The sequence below is a fragment of the Klebsiella sp. HC6 genome (assembly GCF_022605325.1).
GTDB lineage: Bacteria > Pseudomonadota > Gammaproteobacteria > Enterobacterales > Enterobacteriaceae > Klebsiella > Klebsiella terrigena.
Genome location: NZ_CP093276.1, coordinates 5,669,016 through 5,682,932, shown reverse-complemented (window position 1 = coordinate 5,682,932; position 13,917 = coordinate 5,669,016). Strand labels below are relative to the sequence as shown.

Genomic DNA, 13,917 nt, shown 5'->3' with positions numbered 1-13,917 from the left:
CAGGTAAACTGCGGCTAATTTCTGACTTCGAGAATTCATCATGTTACAAAACCCGATTCATCTGCGCCTGGAGAAGCTGGAAAGCTGGCAGCACGTCACTTTTATGGCCTGCTTGTGTGAGCGCATGTACCCCAATTACGCCATGTTTTGCCAGCAAACCGAATTTGCCGATGGCCAGCTGTATCGCCGTATCCTCGATCTGATTTGGGAAACCTTAACGGTCAAAGACGCGAAGGTGAATTTTGATAGCCAGCTGGAGAAGCTGGAAGAGGCGATCCCGGCGGCTGACGACTATGATATGTACGGCGTCTATCCGGCGATCGACGCCTGCGTCGCGTTAAGCGAGCTGATTCACTCGCGCCTGAGCGGCGAAACCCTCGAGCACGCCATTGAGGTGAGTAAGAGTTCCATTACCACCGTCGCGATGCTGGAAATGACCCAGGCAGGTCGTGAGATGACCGACGAAGAGCTCAAGGAAAACCCGGCGGTTGAACAAGAATGGGACATTCAGTGGGAAATTTTCCGCCTGCTGGCCGAGTGCGAAGAGCGCGATATTGAACTGATAAAAGGACTGCGCGCCGACCTTCGTGAAGCCGGCGAGAGCAATATTGGTATAAATTTTCAGCAGTGAGACCAGAAAACGTGATTTACCGCCTGAATTGTAGCGTCTGAAGGCTTCCATTCCGCCCCCCGTCTGGTCTACATTTGGAGGGCGAAAAAAAGTGGCTATCGGTGCGTGTATGCAGGAGAGTGTTTTTCAGCATTTCCGTCGCACTCGGTGCTTAGCAAGCGATAAACACATTGTAAGGATAACTTATGAACAAGACTCAACTGATTGATGTAATTGCGGACAAAGCTGACCTGTCCAAAGCACAGGCAAAAGCTGCCCTGGAATCTACCCTGGCTGCAATTACTGAGTCTCTGAAAGAAGGTGATGCTGTCCAACTGGTTGGTTTCGGTACCTTCAAAGTGAACCACCGCGCTGAGCGTACTGGCCGCAACCCGCAGACCGGTAATGAAATCAAAATTGCCGCTGCTAACGTGCCGGCGTTTGTTTCAGGCAAAGCACTGAAAGACGCAGTTAAGTAAGACCGCGTGGCAGTGTACAGTTTTACCGAAGGGGCCTTTAAGCCCCTTTTGTCTATCTGGCGTCGCACGCTGACGCTGGCAGGCGTACTGTTGCTCACTGCCTGCAGCCATGATTCCTCGCTCCCGCCTTTTACCGCCAGCGGCTATGCTGACAACCAGGGAGCGATGCGTATCTGGCGCATGGATTCCAATGGCGAGGTGCACCTTCTCGCCGCTTTTAGTCCGTGGCGTCACGGCAACACTTCAACCAGCGAGTACCGCTGGCAGGGCGATCGGCTGACGCTGATTGAGCTCAACGTTTACGGCAAGACCACGGAACATATTCGCGCCCGCTTTGATGACCAGGGCGAGCTGAGCTTTATGCAGCGTGAAATTGACGGGCAAAAGCAGCAGCTCTCCAGCGACCAGGTCGCGCTCTACCGCTACCGGGCGACGCAGATCCGCCAGACCAGCGACGCGTTGCGTCAGGGCCGCGTTGTGCTGCGTCAGGGACGCTGGCACGCCGATCGGACCGTCACCACCTGTGAAGGGCAGACCGTTAAGCCCGACCTCGATGCCCGGGCGTTAGCCCATATCGCCCGCCGCCAGGATCACTCCTCCGTCGAGGTCAGCGTCGCGTGGCTGGAAGCCTCTGAAGGTTCGCAGCTGCTGCTGGTGGCAAACGAAGACTTCTGTACCTGGCAACCGCAGGAAAAAACCTTCTAACGCCATACCTGCGCTTCATACTCCGCTGCACCCGACCCGCGTTACCGCACCTGCCGGACGATCCTTGCAGATCCGTACTCCGCGCATGCCAAATAAAACGGGCGGCCACAAATTAATGAGGCCGCCCGTTCATATAGAAGGGGGCGTAAATCCGGCAGGTGAAACGACGCCGTTAGCTTTGCTCGCGAGCGATGGCGCGCCAGCCGATATCGTCACGGCTAAAGCTGCCGTTCCAGCGGATATCGGTAAGCAGCTCATAGGCACGCTGCTGCGCCTGGGCCACGCTATCGCCCAGCGCCGTTACGCACAGTACGCGGCCGCCGTTGGTGAGCACGCGCTGGTCGGCAGAAAGCTGGGTGCCCGCATGGAACACTTTGCCATCCGCCGCTTCTTCCTGCGGCAGGCCAAAGATCTCGTCGCCGGTGCTGTAGCTGCCCGGATAGCCGCCCGCGGCCACGACCACGCCGAGAGAAGCGCGGCTGTCCCACTCTGACGTTTTCTCATCCAGCTTGCCATCACAGGCGGCGAGGCACAGCTCCACCATGTCCGACTTCATGCGCAGCATGATGGGCTGAGTTTCCGGATCGCCGAAGCGGCAGTTGAACTCGATAACCTTCGGGTTGCCCTGCTTATCGATCATCAGACCCGCGTAGAGAAAGCCGGTATAGGTATTGCCTTCCGCCGCCATCCCTTTGACCGTTGGCCAAATAATACGCTCCATGGTGCGCTGATGAACCTCATCCGTGACCACCGGGGCCGGTGAGTACGCGCCCATGCCGCCGGTGTTAGGGCCAGTATCGCCGTTACCGACGCGTTTGTGGTCCTGGCTGGTGGCCATCGGCAGCACGTGCTCGCCGTCGACCATCACGATAAAGCTGGCCTCTTCGCCGTCGAGGAACTCTTCAATAACGATACGATGGCCGGCGTCGCCGAAGGCGTTGCCTGCCAGCATATCGTTAACGGCGGCTTCCGCCTCTTCGAGCGTCATGGCGACAATCACGCCTTTCCCGGCCGCCAGGCCGTCAGCTTTGATAACGATCGGCGCGCCTTTCTCACGCAGGTACGCAAGGGCAGGCTCAACCTCGGTAAAGTTCTGGTACTCGGCGGTGGGGATCTTGTGGCGCGCGAGGAAATCTTTGGTAAAGGCCTTAGAGCCCTCGAGCTGCGCGGCACCTTCCGTTGGGCCGAAGATTTTCAGTCCGGCGGCGCGGAAGGCATCGACGATGCCAATCACCAGCGGCGCTTCCGGGCCGACGATGGTCAGATCGATATTTTCGCGCTGTGCGAAGCTCAGCAGTTCAGGAATGTCGGTCACGCCGATAGCCACATTCTGCAGCGCGGGCTCCAGGGCGGTGCCGGCATTGCCCGGAGCCACATAAACGGTATCAACCAGCGGCGATTGCGCCGCTTTCCAGCCTAACGCGTGCTCGCGCCCGCCGTTACCAATCACTAATACTTTCATGTGTTACTCCGTGAATTAATGGCGGAAATGGCGCATGTCGGTGAAGATCATCGCGATACCGTGCTCGTCGGCGGCGGCAATCACCTCTTCGTCGCGAATAGAGCCACCCGGCTGGATCACGCAGCTCACGCCAACTGCCGCGGCCGCATCAATGCCGTCACGGAACGGGAAGAATGCGTCGGATGCCATTGCTGAGCCTTTCACTTCCAGGCCTTCGTCGCCGGCTTTAATCCCGGCAATTTTGGCGGAGTAAACGCGGCTCATCTGGCCTGCGCCTATGCCGATGGTCATATTCTCTTTGGCATACACGATGGCGTTGGATTTGACGAACTTGGCGACTTTCCAGCAGAACAGCGCATCACGCAGCTCCTGCTCGGTTGGCTGGCGCTTGCTGACCACGCGCAGCTCAGCGTTGGTAACCATGCCCAGATCGCGATCCTGTACCAGCAGCCCACCGTTAACGCGTTTGAAATCAAGGCCCGGCACGCGTGAGGTCCACTCGCCGCAGGTCAGGACGCGGACGTTCTGTTTCGCCGCGGTGATTTTCAGCGCCGCTTCGCTAGCGGACGGGGCGATGATCACTTCGACAAACTGGCGGGAGATAATAGCCTGCGCGGTTTCGGCATCCAGCTCGCGGTTGAAGGCAATAATGCCGCCGAACGCTGAGGTCGGGTCGGTTTTATAGGCGCGGTCGTAGGCATCCAGCAGGGAATCGCTTACCGCAACGCCGCACGGGTTGGCGTGCTTGACGATGACGCATGCCGGCTCGCTGAACTCTTTCACGCACTCCAGCGCCGCATCGGTATCGGCAATGTTGTTGTAGGAAAGCGCTTTGCCCTGCAGCTGCTGGGCGGTGGCAACGGACGCTTCCTTAATTTCTTCTTCTATATAGAAGGCGGCCTGCTGATGGCTGTTTTCACCGTAGCGCATATCCTGCTTCTTAATGAAGTTCAGGTTCAGGGTACGCGGGAAGCGGCCTGAAGCTTCCTGAGTTTCACCATGATAGGCCGGAACCATGCTGCCGAAATAGTTGGCAATCATGCTGTCATAGGCGGCGGTGTGCTCAAAAGCTTTAATGGCGAGGTCGAAACGGGTGTCGAGAGTCAGGGAGCCTTCGTTGGCGTCCATCTCTTTAATAATGGCGGCGTAGTCGCTGCTCTTAACAACGATAGCGACATCTTTATGGTTCTTGGCCGCGGAGCGCACCATGGTCGGGCCGCCGATATCGATGTTTTCAACCGCGTCTTCCAGCGAGCAGCCTTCACGGGCGACGGTCTGGGCAAACGGGTAGAGGTTAACGACGACCATATCAATAGGAGAGATAGCGTGCTGCGCCATGATCTCATCATCCTGACCGCGACGACCCAGAATGCCGCCGTGCACCTTCGGATGCAGGGTCTTAACGCGTCCATCCATCATTTCCGGGAAACCGGTGTAGTCAGAGACTTCGGTTACCGGCAGGCCTTTCTCCGCCAGCAGGCGTGCGGTACCACCCGTAGAGAGTAGCTCAACACCACGAGCGGAAAGAGCCTGCGCGAATTCGACGATACCGGCCTTATCAGAAACACTGAGCAGGGCGCGGCGGACTGGACGACGTTGTTGCATGGTATTAAATCCCCAGGATTTGAACATTACAGAGAGCGTTAGGTGAGTTTTTGCCTAAAAACTCACCTAACGCACCCAACCGGGCGTCCGTGTCATAGCGCGGCATTGTAACGAAAACGTTTGCGCAACGCTCGCGAATTTTTATCTTTCTCTTTGCAGGGGGAAATCTTTCCTTATATCTCCTTATAGAAGGGCGCTGCGACGGCCTTTATAGAGAAGGAACGCCGACGGTCTGTGGATAATTCTGTGCGTAACAGGGTATAAACCGGGGTTTTGCTGGGGAATGCAGCAGTCAGTCATTTTTCTGCAATTTAACTATTGCGGGCGCTCGAGAACTCCCTATAATGCGCCTCCATCGACACGGAACAACGGCAAACAAGCCGCCGGGTTGAAAGAGAAAACTTCTGAAAACGGGGTTGACTCTGAAAGAGGAAAGCGTAATATACGCCACCTCGCAACGGTGAGCGAAAGCCGCGTTGCACTGCTCTTTAACAATTTATCAGACAATCTGTGTGGGCACTCAAAGTGACATGGATTCTTAACGTCCTCGGACGAAAAATGAATACCAAGTCTCTGAGTGAACATACGTAATTCATTACGAAGTTTAATTCACGAGCATCAAACTTAAATTGAAGAGTTTGATCATGGCTCAGATTGAACGCTGGCGGCAGGCCTAACACATGCAAGTCGAGCGGTAGCACAGAAGAGCTTGCTCTTTGGGTGACGAGCGGCGGACGGGTGAGTAATGTCTGGGAAACTGCCTGATGGAGGGGGATAACTACTGGAAACGGTAGCTAATACCGCATAACGTCGCAAGACCAAAGTGGGGGACCTTCGGGCCTCATGCCATCAGATGTGCCCAGATGGGATTAGCTAGTAGGTGAGGTAATGGCTCACCTAGGCGACGATCCCTAGCTGGTCTGAGAGGATGACCAGCCACACTGGAACTGAGACACGGTCCAGACTCCTACGGGAGGCAGCAGTGGGGAATATTGCACAATGGGCGCAAGCCTGATGCAGCCATGCCGCGTGTATGAAGAAGGCCTTCGGGTTGTAAAGTACTTTCAGCGAGGAGGAAGGCGATAAGGTTAATAACCTTGTCGATTGACGTTACTCGCAGAAGAAGCACCGGCTAACTCCGTGCCAGCAGCCGCGGTAATACGGAGGGTGCAAGCGTTAATCGGAATTACTGGGCGTAAAGCGCACGCAGGCGGTCTGTCAAGTCGGATGTGAAATCCCCGGGCTCAACCTGGGAACTGCATCCGAAACTGGCAGGCTAGAGTCTTGTAGAGGGGGGTAGAATTCCAGGTGTAGCGGTGAAATGCGTAGAGATCTGGAGGAATACCGGTGGCGAAGGCGGCCCCCTGGACAAAGACTGACGCTCAGGTGCGAAAGCGTGGGGAGCAAACAGGATTAGATACCCTGGTAGTCCACGCTGTAAACGATGTCGACTTGGAGGTTGTTCCCTTGAGGAGTGGCTTCCGGAGCTAACGCGTTAAGTCGACCGCCTGGGGAGTACGGCCGCAAGGTTAAAACTCAAATGAATTGACGGGGGCCCGCACAAGCGGTGGAGCATGTGGTTTAATTCGATGCAACGCGAAGAACCTTACCTACTCTTGACATCCAGAGAACTTAGCAGAGATGCTTTGGTGCCTTCGGGAACTCTGAGACAGGTGCTGCATGGCTGTCGTCAGCTCGTGTTGTGAAATGTTGGGTTAAGTCCCGCAACGAGCGCAACCCTTATCCTTTGTTGCCAGCGGTTCGGCCGGGAACTCAAAGGAGACTGCCAGTGATAAACTGGAGGAAGGTGGGGATGACGTCAAGTCATCATGGCCCTTACGAGTAGGGCTACACACGTGCTACAATGGCATATACAAAGAGAAGCGACCTCGCGAGAGCAAGCGGACCTCATAAAGTATGTCGTAGTCCGGATCGGAGTCTGCAACTCGACTCCGTGAAGTCGGAATCGCTAGTAATCGTGGATCAGAATGCCACGGTGAATACGTTCCCGGGCCTTGTACACACCGCCCGTCACACCATGGGAGTGGGTTGCAAAAGAAGTAGGTAGCTTAACCTTCGGGAGGGCGCTTACCACTTTGTGATTCATGACTGGGGTGAAGTCGTAACAAGGTAACCGTAGGGGAACCTGCGGTTGGATCACCTCCTTACCTGAAAGAACCTGCCTTTGTAGTGCTCACACAGATTGTCTGATGAAAAGTAAATAGCAAGGCGTCTTGCGATTGAGACTTCAGTGTCCCCTTCGTCTAGAGGCCCAGGACACCGCCCTTTCACGGCGGTAACAGGGGTTCGAATCCCCTAGGGGACGCCACTTGCTGGTTTGTGAGTGAAAGTCGCCGACCTCAATATCTCAAAACAGGTTTTCGAACCTCGTTTGAGATATTTGCTCTTTAAAAATCTGGATCAAGCTGAAAATTGAAACGACACACTGTTTCCTTTCTCCGTAATAAGAAAGGAAAGACGGTGTGTTCGAGTCTCTCAAATTTTCACAACACGACCTGTTTTACGAAACAGCTTCGGGTTGTGAGGTTAAGCGACTAAGCGTACACGGTGGATGCCCTGGCAGTCAGAGGCGATGAAGGACGTGCTAATCTGCGATAAGCGTCGGTAAGGTGATATGAACCGTTATAACCGGCGATTTCCGAATGGGGAAACCCAGTGTGTTTCGACACACTATCGTTAAGTGAATACATAGCTTAACGAAGCGAACCGGGGGAACTGAAACATCTAAGTACCCCGAGGAAAAGAAATCAACCGAGATTCCCCCAGTAGCGGCGAGCGAACGGGGAGCAGCCCAGAACCTGAATCAGTTTGTGTGTTAGTGGAAGCGTCTGGAAAGTCGCAGGGTACAGGGTGATACTCCCGTACACTAAAATGCACATTCTGTGAGTTCGAAGAGTAGGGCGGGACACGTGGTATCCTGTCTGAATATGGGGGGACCATCCTCCAAGGCTAAATACTCCTGACTGACCGATAGTGAACCAGTACCGTGAGGGAAAGGCGAAAAGAACCCCGGCGAGGGGAGTGAAACAGAACCTGAAACCGTGTACGTACAAGCAGTGGGAGCCTGATTTGTCAGGTGACTGCGTACCTTTTGTATAATGGGTCAGCGACTTATATTCTGTAGCAAGGTTAACCGTATAGGGGAGCCGCAGGGAAACCGAGTCTTAACTGGGCGTTAAGTTGCAGGGTATAGACCCGAAACCCGGTGATCTAGCCATGGGCAGGTTGAAGGTTGGGTAACACTAACTGGAGGACCGAACCGACTAATGTTGAAAAATTAGCGGATGACTTGTGGCTGGGGGTGAAAGGCCAATCAAACCGGGAGATAGCTGGTTCTCCCCGAAAGCTATTTAGGTAGCGCCTCGTGAATTCATCTTCGGGGGTAGAGCACTGTTTCGGCTAGGGGGTCATCCCGACTTACCAACCCGATGCAAACTACGAATACCGAAGAATGTTATCACGGGAGACACACGGCGGGTGCTAACGTCCGTCGTGAAGAGGGAAACAACCCAGACCGCCAGCTAAGGTCCCAAAGTCATGGTTAAGTGGGAAACGATGTGGGAAGGCACAGACAGCCAGGATGTTGGCTTAGAAGCAGCCATCATTTAAAGAAAGCGTAATAGCTCACTGGTCGAGTCGGCCTGCGCGGAAGATGTAACGGGGCTAAACCATGCACCGAAGCTGCGGCAGCGACGCTTAGGCGTTGTTGGGTAGGGGAGCGTTCTGTAAGCCGTTGAAGGTGGCCTGTGAGGGTTGCTGGAGGTATCAGAAGTGCGAATGCTGACATAAGTAACGATAAAGCGGGTGAAAAGCCCGCTCGCCGGAAGACCAAGGGTTCCTGTCCAACGTTAATCGGGGCAGGGTGAGTCGACCCCTAAGGCGAGGCCGAAAGGCGTAGTCGATGGGAAACAGGTTAATATTCCTGTACTCGGTGTTACTGCGAAGGGGGGACGGAGAAGGCTATGTTAGCCGGGCGACGGTTGTCCCGGTTTAAGCATGTAGGCGGAGAGTTTAGGTAAATCCGGACTCTTGTTAACGCTGAGGTGTGACGACGAGGCACTACGGTGCTGAAGTAACAAATGCCCTGCTTCCAGGAAAAGCCTCTAAGCATCAGGTAACATCAAATCGTACCCCAAACCGACACAGGTGGTCAGGTAGAGAATACCAAGGCGCTTGAGAGAACTCGGGTGAAGGAACTAGGCAAAATGGTGCCGTAACTTCGGGAGAAGGCACGCTGATGGTAAGTGAAGCGACTTGCTCGTGGAGCTGAAATCAGTCGAAGATACCAGCTGGCTGCAACTGTTTATTAAAAACACAGCACTGTGCAAACACGAAAGTGGACGTATACGGTGTGACGCCTGCCCGGTGCCGGAAGGTTAATTGATGGGGTTATCCGTAAGGAGAAGCTCTTGATCGAAGCCCCGGTAAACGGCGGCCGTAACTATAACGGTCCTAAGGTAGCGAAATTCCTTGTCGGGTAAGTTCCGACCTGCACGAATGGCGTAATGATGGCCAGGCTGTCTCCACCCGAGACTCAGTGAAATTGAACTCGCTGTGAAGATGCAGTGTACCCGCGGCAAGACGGAAAGACCCCGTGAACCTTTACTATAGCTTGACACTGAACATTGAGCCTTGATGTGTAGGATAGGTGGGAGGCTTTGAAGCGTGGACGCCAGTCTGCGTGGAGCCAACCTTGAAATACCACCCTTTAATGTTTGATGTTCTAACGTAGACCCGTGATCCGGGTTGCGGACAGTGTCTGGTGGGTAGTTTGACTGGGGCGGTCTCCTCCCAAAGAGTAACGGAGGAGCACGAAGGTTAGCTAATCCTGGTCGGACATCAGGAGGTTAGTGCAATGGCATAAGCTAGCTTGACTGCGAGCGTGACGGCGCGAGCAGGTGCGAAAGCAGGTCATAGTGATCCGGTGGTTCTGAATGGAAGGGCCATCGCTCAACGGATAAAAGGTACTCCGGGGATAACAGGCTGATACCGCCCAAGAGTTCATATCGACGGCGGTGTTTGGCACCTCGATGTCGGCTCATCACATCCTGGGGCTGAAGTAGGTCCCAAGGGTACGGCTGTTCGCCGTTTAAAGTGGTACGCGAGCTGGGTTTAGAACGTCGTGAGACAGTTCGGTCCCTATCTGCCGTGGGCGCTGGAGAATTGAGGGGGGCTGCTCCTAGTACGAGAGGACCGGAGTGGACGCATCACTGGTGTTCGGGTTGTCATGCCAATGGCATTGCCCGGTAGCTAAATGCGGAAAAGATAAGTGCTGAAAGCATCTAAGCACGAAACTTGCCCCGAGATGAGTTCTCCCTGACTCCTTGAGAGTCCTGAAGGAACGTTGAAGACGACGACGTTGATAGGTCGGGTGTGTAAGCGTAGCGATACGTTGAGCTAACCGATACTAATGAACCGTGAGGCTTAACCTTACAACGCCAAAGCTGTTTGGTGTGGTGAATTTGAGAGATTTTCAGCTGATACAGATTAACTGACATGCCTTAAGGCGTGTTGGTAAACAGAATTTGCCTGGCGGCAACAGCGCGGTGGTCCCACCTGACCCCATGCCGAACTCAGAAGTGAAACGCCGTAGCGCCGATGGTAGTGTGGGGTCTCCCCATGTGAGAGTAGGGAACTGCCAGGCATCAAATAAAACGAAAGGCTCAGTCGAAAGACTGGGCCTTTTGTTTTATCTGTTGTTTGTCGGTAAGCGCTCTCCTGAGTAGGACAAATTCGTCGGGAACGAATTTGCACAGCACGCCGTGCTGCCCGGAGGGTGGCGGGCAGGAGGCCCGGCATACAACGGCCAGGCATCAAACAAACAGAAAAACCTCATGCGCAGGCATGGGGTTTTTTTGTTGTCTGCGGTTTAAGGAAAAACGGCCGGACGCCGCCCGGATCGGGCGCTGCGCGCCGCGATCCCTGACCCTTCAGCCGCTAAAACGCCGAAAAAGGACTCTCTCTTCCGCCCCTGCTGTGGTGAAACGTAGCGTTAAAATGCTGCACTATCCCACCACATAGCACCCTGTTCTCAGCCGTTGCCCGCTTTTTGCCGATTAGCGCGGCGCTATATTCATGATGCTCCCTGCCGATTAATCCCTGTATTCTGTCCCGTGCGTGGTTGAAACTTTCTCACCTTCCGCTTGCAGACTCGACATTTTGCTTATTCCTGGTTATTGTTAGCTGTCTGGATGTCTAAACGTTTATACGTATGCTATGAGGTAATAAAGTTATGCCTATTCGGGTGCAGGACGAGCTACCGGCCGTCAATTTCTTGCGTAGTGAGAACGTCTTTGTGATGACGGCAACGCGCGCAACGACCCAGGAAATTCGCCCGCTGAAGGTGCTTATCCTCAACCTGATGCCGAAGAAAATCGAGACCGAAAACCAGTTCCTGCGGCTGCTATCGAACTCTCCGCTCCAGCTTGATATCCAGCTGCTGCGCATCGACGCGCGTGAATCCCGCAACACGCCAACCGAGCATCTGAACAACTTCTACTGCAATTTTGAGGACATCTGCGACCAGAACTTTGATGGCCTGATCGTCACCGGTGCGCCGCTGGGACTGGTTGAATTCAACGACGTGGCCTACTGGCCGCAGATCAAGCAGGTGCTGGAGTGGGCAAAGGATCACGTCACCTCAACGCTTTTTGTCTGTTGGGCCGTACAGGCCGCGCTCAATATCCTTTATGGCATCCCCAAGCAAACCCGCACTGAAAAAATCTCCGGCGTCTTTGAACACCATATTTTGCATCCGCACGCGCTGCTGACCCGTGGTTTCGACGATACCTTCCTCGCGCCGCACTCGCGCTATGCCGATTTTCCGGCCGCACTGATCCGCGACTATACCGATTTAGAGATCCTGGCAGAAACCGAAGAGGGCGATGCCTATCTGTTTGCCAGCAAAGATAAGCGCATTGCCTTCGTCACCGGACATCCGGAATACGATGCCAATACCCTGGCGGGCGAGTTTTTCCGCGATGTGGAAGCGGGGCTCAGCCCGGAAGTACCGACCAATTATTTCCCGCATGATGACCCACAAAACACACCGCGGGCCAGCTGGAGAAGTCACGGAAACCTGCTGTTTGCCAACTGGCTGAACTACTATGTCTACCAAATCACGCCATACGATCTGCGGCATATGAATCCGACTTTGGATTAATCCTCCAGCCAACGCGATCCTAAAGCGTTTCAGCATTTTGCCTCTGGCACCTTCGGGTGCCTTTTTTGTTTCCGAAATTCAATTCATGTACTAAATAAACTTTAATTTTAATGTTATCAATATGTTGAATAGATATTAAAATTAAAATGGAAATTGTTTTTGATTTTGGAAAAATAATGCGTAGTCTTAATTGTGTTGAGCGAAAACCAGACAACGATCTTTCACTCGCGCCAACTGGATCAACCAAGAGGAGCTGCACAATGACGCAACAGGCGACAATCACTGACGAACTGGCCTTTGGCCAGCCCTATGGCGAGCAGGAAAAGCAGGTCTTAACGCCCGAGGCGGTGGAGTTCCTGGCGGAACTGGTGAGCCGCTTTACGCCTGAGCGCAATAGGCTGCTGGCGGCACGTATCCAGCAGCAGCAGGATATCGACGACGGTAAGCTGCCTGACTTTATTTCGGAAACGGCTTCCATTCGTAACGGTGACTGGACGGTTCGCGGTATTCCGGCCGATTTACAGGATCGCCGGGTAGAGATCACCGGTCCCGTTGAACGCAAGATGGTGATTAACGCCCTGAATGCCAACGTGAAAGTATTTATGGCTGACTTTGAGGATTCGCTGGCGCCTGACTGGAACAAAGTTATCGACGGTCAGATTAACCTGCGCGATGCGGTCAACGGCACCATCAGCTATACCAACGAAGCGGGGAAAATCTACCAGCTGAAGCCCGATCCTGCGGTGCTGGTTTGTCGGGTGCGCGGCCTGCATCTGCCGGAAAAGCACGTCACCTGGCGCGGGGAGTCGATTCCCGGCAGCCTGTTCGATTTCGCGCTCTACTTCTTCCATAACCACCAGGCCCTGCTGGCGAAAGGAAGCGGCCCCTATTTCTATCTGCCGAAGACCCAGGCATGGCAGGAAGCGGCCTGGTGGAGCGAAGTCTTCAGCTACACCGAAGATCGCTTTGAACTGCCGCGCGGCACCATCAAGGCGACGTTGCTGATTGAAACGCTGCCGGCGGTGTTTCAGATGGATGAGATTCTCCACGCGCTGCGGGACCATATCGTTGGCCTGAACTGCGGACGTTGGGACTACATTTTCAGCTATATCAAAACGTTAAAAAACCATGCTGACCGTGTTTTACCCGACCGCCAGGTGGTGACGATGGACAAGCCGTTCCTCAACGCCTATTCACGCCTGCTGATTAAAACCTGCCACAAGCGCGGCGCGTTCGCGATGGGCGGCATGGCGGCCTTTATTCCCAGCAAAGACGCTGAACGCAACCGCCAGGTGCTCGGCAAAGTTACCGCCGACAAAGAGCTGGAAGCTAAAAACGGCCATGACGGCACCTGGATTGCTCACCCGGGCCTTGCGGATACGGCGATGGAGGTTTTCAACCGCGTGCTGGGCGAAAGGACCAACCAGCTGGGCGTCAGCCGGGACGAGGATGCGCCGATTACCGCCGAACAGCTGCTGGCCCCCTGCGACGGGGAGCGTACCGAAGCCGGGATGCGCGCCAACATTCGCGTGGCGGTGCAGTACATCGAAGCCTGGATCTCCGGCAACGGCTGCGTACCGATTTATGGCCTGATGGAAGATGCGGCGACTGCCGAAATCTCGCGCACCTCTATTTGGCAATGGATCCACCATCAGAAGACGCTGAGCGACGGGACGCCGGTGACCAAAGCGCTGTTCCGCCAGTGGCTTGGCGAAGAGCTGATGGTTATTCAGGAGGAGCTGGGCGAGCACCGCTACAGCAGCGGCCGCTTTGACGATGCCGCGCGGCTGATGGAACAAATCACTACCTCAGACGAACTGATTGATTTCTTAACGTTGCCTGGCTACCGCCTGCTGGCGTAATTCACCCACTC

At 54.7% G+C, this 13,917-nt stretch carries 7 protein-coding genes, 1 tRNA gene and 3 rRNA genes; 9 read left to right on the top strand and 2 right to left on the bottom strand.

Annotated elements, in window-relative coordinates; genetic code table 11:
- The first annotated feature begins 40 nt into the window (after nucleotides 1-40).
- From MMW58_RS27355 to MMW58_RS27345, 3 genes are all read left to right on the top strand, one after another.
- Nucleotides 41-631: a YjaG family protein gene (locus tag MMW58_RS27355; protein ID WP_133601482.1), complete on the top strand. Its 591-nt coding sequence runs from the start codon at nucleotides 41-43 to the stop codon at nucleotides 629-631.
- Between the two features lie 185 nt (nucleotides 632-816).
- Nucleotides 817-1,089, top strand: a complete 273-nt coding sequence (gene hupA / locus MMW58_RS27350; RefSeq protein ID WP_004097675.1) for a nucleoid-associated protein HU-alpha — start codon at nucleotides 817-819, stop codon at nucleotides 1,087-1,089.
- Between the two features lie 12 nt (nucleotides 1,090-1,101).
- On the top strand, nucleotides 1,102-1,794 hold the full coding sequence (locus MMW58_RS27345; protein WP_045858041.1) for a DUF1481 domain-containing protein: 693 nt from the start codon (nucleotides 1,102-1,104) through the stop codon (nucleotides 1,792-1,794).
- A 172-nt stretch (nucleotides 1,795-1,966) separates the two neighbouring features.
- Here the strand turns inward: MMW58_RS27345 and purD are convergent, their stop codons facing one another.
- Both purD and purH read right to left on the bottom strand, forming a co-directional pair.
- Nucleotides 1,967-3,256, bottom strand: coding sequence for a phosphoribosylamine--glycine ligase (gene purD / locus MMW58_RS27340; protein WP_045858038.1), 1,290 nt, complete (start codon nucleotides 3,254-3,256; stop codon nucleotides 1,967-1,969).
- 15 nt (nucleotides 3,257-3,271) lie between these two features.
- Nucleotides 3,272-4,861 (bottom strand): bifunctional phosphoribosylaminoimidazolecarboxamide formyltransferase/IMP cyclohydrolase, encoded by a 1,590-nt coding sequence (gene purH, locus MMW58_RS27335; RefSeq protein WP_045858039.1) that lies wholly within the window; start codon nucleotides 4,859-4,861, stop codon nucleotides 3,272-3,274.
- Between the two features lie 626 nt (nucleotides 4,862-5,487).
- Between purH and MMW58_RS27330 the strand changes: the two genes are divergently transcribed.
- The 6 genes from MMW58_RS27330 to aceB all read left to right on the top strand — a co-directional run bounded on the left by MMW58_RS27330 (nucleotide 5,488) and on the right by aceB (nucleotide 13,906).
- Nucleotides 5,488-7,029 (top strand): 16S ribosomal RNA (locus MMW58_RS27330).
- Between the two features lie 85 nt (nucleotides 7,030-7,114).
- Nucleotides 7,115-7,190 (top strand) — tRNA-Glu (locus MMW58_RS27325).
- A 216-nt stretch (nucleotides 7,191-7,406) separates the two neighbouring features.
- Nucleotides 7,407-10,314, top strand: a 23S ribosomal RNA gene (locus MMW58_RS27320).
- Nucleotides 10,315-10,410: 96 nt separating this feature from the next.
- Nucleotides 10,411-10,526: ribosomal RNA gene (gene rrf / locus MMW58_RS27315) — 5S ribosomal RNA — on the top strand.
- The 16S, 23S and 5S rRNA genes sit together here with 1 tRNA gene alongside, the layout of an rRNA operon.
- 588 nt (nucleotides 10,527-11,114) lie before the next feature.
- The gene (gene metA / locus MMW58_RS27310; protein ID WP_041143560.1) at nucleotides 11,115-12,044 is read left to right on the top strand and encodes a homoserine O-acetyltransferase MetA; all 930 of its coding nucleotides are present in this window, start codon (nucleotides 11,115-11,117) and stop codon (nucleotides 12,042-12,044) included.
- Nucleotides 12,045-12,304: 260 nt separating this feature from the next.
- A complete protein-coding gene (aceB, locus tag MMW58_RS27305; RefSeq protein ID WP_045853490.1) occupies nucleotides 12,305-13,906 on the top strand; it encodes a malate synthase A in 1,602 nt (533 codons plus the stop codon).
- Nucleotides 13,907-13,917: the final 11 nt, after the last annotated feature.